Here is a 2,635-nt window from a genome sequence, read left to right on the forward strand (position 1 = left end):
AACCCCACACGCTGGCCGAAGTCGAAGCGCAGAACAAACGTTACGCCGCCGGCGGTGGAAAGCAACGCAAGTGAGCTGAAGCCTGAACACCAGCGCACGTTGGTGTCTAGCCTTCAGGCGATTCCCACGCGCTGCGAAGCAGCGAACCGAGCGGCTAAAGCCTGCACACCAGCGCACGTTGGTGTCTAGCCTTCAGGCGATTCCTCACGCGCTGCGAAGCAGCAAGACGAGCGGCTGAAGCCTGCACACCAGCGCACGTTGGTGTCTAGCCTTTAGGCGATTCCCGGTCGCTGCTATGCAGCGACCGGGTGCGGCTGTAGCCTGCACACCAACACGCATGCCCGTGCCAATCGTGTCCGACGCGTTTCGCTAACGCTTGGTGATCATCGCCAATGCTTCTTCACCGGTCGTGATCTGGCCATCGAGTTGGGCGTCGCGGGCGGCTTGCAACCAGGTTCGAAATTGGGGACCGGGCTGGTGGCCGGCGGCGCGGAACATGTCGCCGGTCAGCAGCGGCCGGGGGTTCAAACGCTCCTCGGGCCACGCCAGTGCCTTGCGACACAAGTCCACTCCGGCTTGCGGCAGCTCCTTGGCACAGGTGATCGCCGCGGCGACGTGAAACACGCAATCGGCGTCACGATCAACCAGCGTCGGTTGCACGGCCGACCACTGCTGCCGATGGGCATCGGCGATGATCGACCAGCGTTTCGCCGCCGCGGTGATTCGACGCGTTTCTTCGCTGGAAAGTCGCCACTGATGTGAAATCCGTTTGACGAGTGTTCCGATCGGCGAGGCTGCCGGATTTTCTGCGATCACGTACAAGATCAACGCCATCGAAGACTCGAAATCCAACGACTGGCGATGTCCCAGATAATTGACCAAGGAGGACGGTTCAGCGAAGCGCAATTCGGGCAGGATCAACCGGTCCAGCCCGCACTCGATCAACAGCTCCAAGCCGCGCGGGGCATGGATCGAAACCACAATGCGTCGCATCTCCGCGCCGATCCGTTCGGCGCTGACGACCGCGATCTCATCGGCACGGTGAACGATCTCCGCTTTGGTCGCCGCATCGAGTTCGAAACCGAGCGTGGTCGCGAACCGCACCGCTCGCAACATTCTCAATTTGTCTTCTTCGAAGCGTTCGTCGGCGGCGCCGATCGTCCGCAATCGCCGCGCCGCCAGATCGACTTGGCCGCCGACATAGTCGATCACTTTTTCTTCGGCGGGATCGAAGAACAGGCCGTTGATCGTAAAATCGCGGCGCAGGGCGTCGTGTTTGGCGTCACCGTAATGGACCTTGTCGGGACGTCGACCGTCGCTGTACTCGCCGTCGCTGCGAAACGTGGCGACTTCGGTGGGATGGACGTGATCGAGCTTGGCCCACGAGTCGTCGGCTCGTTTTTCGGGCAACACCCCGATCACACCGAACGACGCGCCGAAGGCGAGCGTCTTGCGTTTTCCGAAGATTTCGCGGACACGGTCGGGGGTCGCGTCGGTGGCGACGTCGAAGTCCTTGGGTTCGCGACCGAGCAGCGCGTCGCGGACGCATCCGCCGGCAAAATACGCGACGTGTCCCCGCTCATGGAGCCGCGCACAAATCCGAGTCGCCTCGGCGAACGATGCGCGCGTCTCCAGAGAGTGATCGCTGCTGGAATCAAACAGGGGACCAATTTTCGTCAATGGTTTGCCGTGGAAGGAGGATGTTTCGGGCAATCGACCGGATCACGATTGTCGATTTCTCCGTGTTCGGTTACAAGCTGGGCTATGAACTCTCCCCCGATCAAGCCGAGAACGCGCCGCAAGCGAGGCGTCGTCGCCGTCGTCTTTCGCGACGCCAAACTGCTGATCATCCGTCGCGCCCTGACCGTGACGGCACCCGGCAAGCTTTGTTTGCCCGGCGGAGGGATTGAACCAGGAGAGACAGAAGCCGAGGCCCTGGTTCGCGAAATGCAGGAAGAACTCGCCATCGACGTCACTCCGGCCGGACTATGTTACCGCAGCGTGACGTCGTGGGGCACCAATCTGGCCTGGTGGCACGCCCATTTGGACGAGGGCCACCATCCGATCGCCAACCCGGACGAAGTGGCCGACGTGTTTTGGATGAGTCGCGATGAAGTCCGCTACGCCGCCGACGTGCTGCCGAGTCTGCCGCCGTTTCTGACCGCCTGGGAACGGGGCGAAATCGAGCTGCCGTGCGACTGGCGCTGATCGCACGTCGATTCGCTACAACCACAAACAATCGATCGATCCGGCGACCAACAACAACATGCTGATCGCGACGTTGGCGTGGAAGAACGCTTCGTTGACGCGATTCAGATCGTTCGGCCGCACCAGCGTGTGCTGTCGCACGACCAATGCGGTGATGCAGACCAGCGTGATCCAGTACAACCAGCCGAATCCCACGCTCGGGGCCAACCCGGGCAATGCGGCCAAAAGGACCAGCATCAGCACGTGTGATCCGGCCGCGATTCGAAAGGCACCGGCCACCCCGAATCGACTCGGCACGCTGTGCAGCCCCGCGGCGGCATCAAACGCTTGATCCTGGCACGCGTAAATGATGTCGAATCCCGTCACCCACGCGGCCACGGCGGCGGCAAGCAGCAACGGCGCCACCAGATCGCTCGGCCCGGCAAAC

General features: G+C 62.2%; 3 protein-coding genes. 1 reads left to right on the forward strand and 2 read right to left on the reverse strand.

Features of this window, described 5'->3' with window-relative positions:
- Positions 1 to 369: 369 nt before the first annotated feature.
- Positions 370 to 1,713 (reverse strand): CCA tRNA nucleotidyltransferase, encoded by a 1,344-nt coding sequence (locus ABX749_RS28935; RefSeq protein WP_372899098.1) that lies wholly within the window; start codon positions 1,711 to 1,713, stop codon positions 370 to 372.
- Between the two features lie 51 nt (positions 1,714 to 1,764).
- Here ABX749_RS28935 and ABX749_RS28940 point away from each other — a divergent pair, with 51 nt between their 5' ends.
- Positions 1,765 to 2,208, forward strand: a complete 444-nt coding sequence (locus tag ABX749_RS28940; protein ID WP_372899099.1) for an NUDIX hydrolase — start codon at positions 1,765 to 1,767, stop codon at positions 2,206 to 2,208.
- Positions 2,209 to 2,223: 15 nt separating this feature from the next.
- On the opposite strand, the gene ABX749_RS28945 is transcribed toward ABX749_RS28940, so the two are convergent.
- A partial coding sequence (locus ABX749_RS28945) for a UbiA family prenyltransferase (RefSeq protein WP_372899100.1) occupies positions 2,224 to 2,635 on the reverse strand: 412 nt, incomplete at its 5' end.

The sequence above is a fragment of the Stieleria sp. genome (genome assembly GCF_041595215.1).
Taxonomy (GTDB): domain Bacteria; phylum Planctomycetota; class Planctomycetia; order Pirellulales; family Pirellulaceae; genus Stieleria; species Stieleria magnilauensis.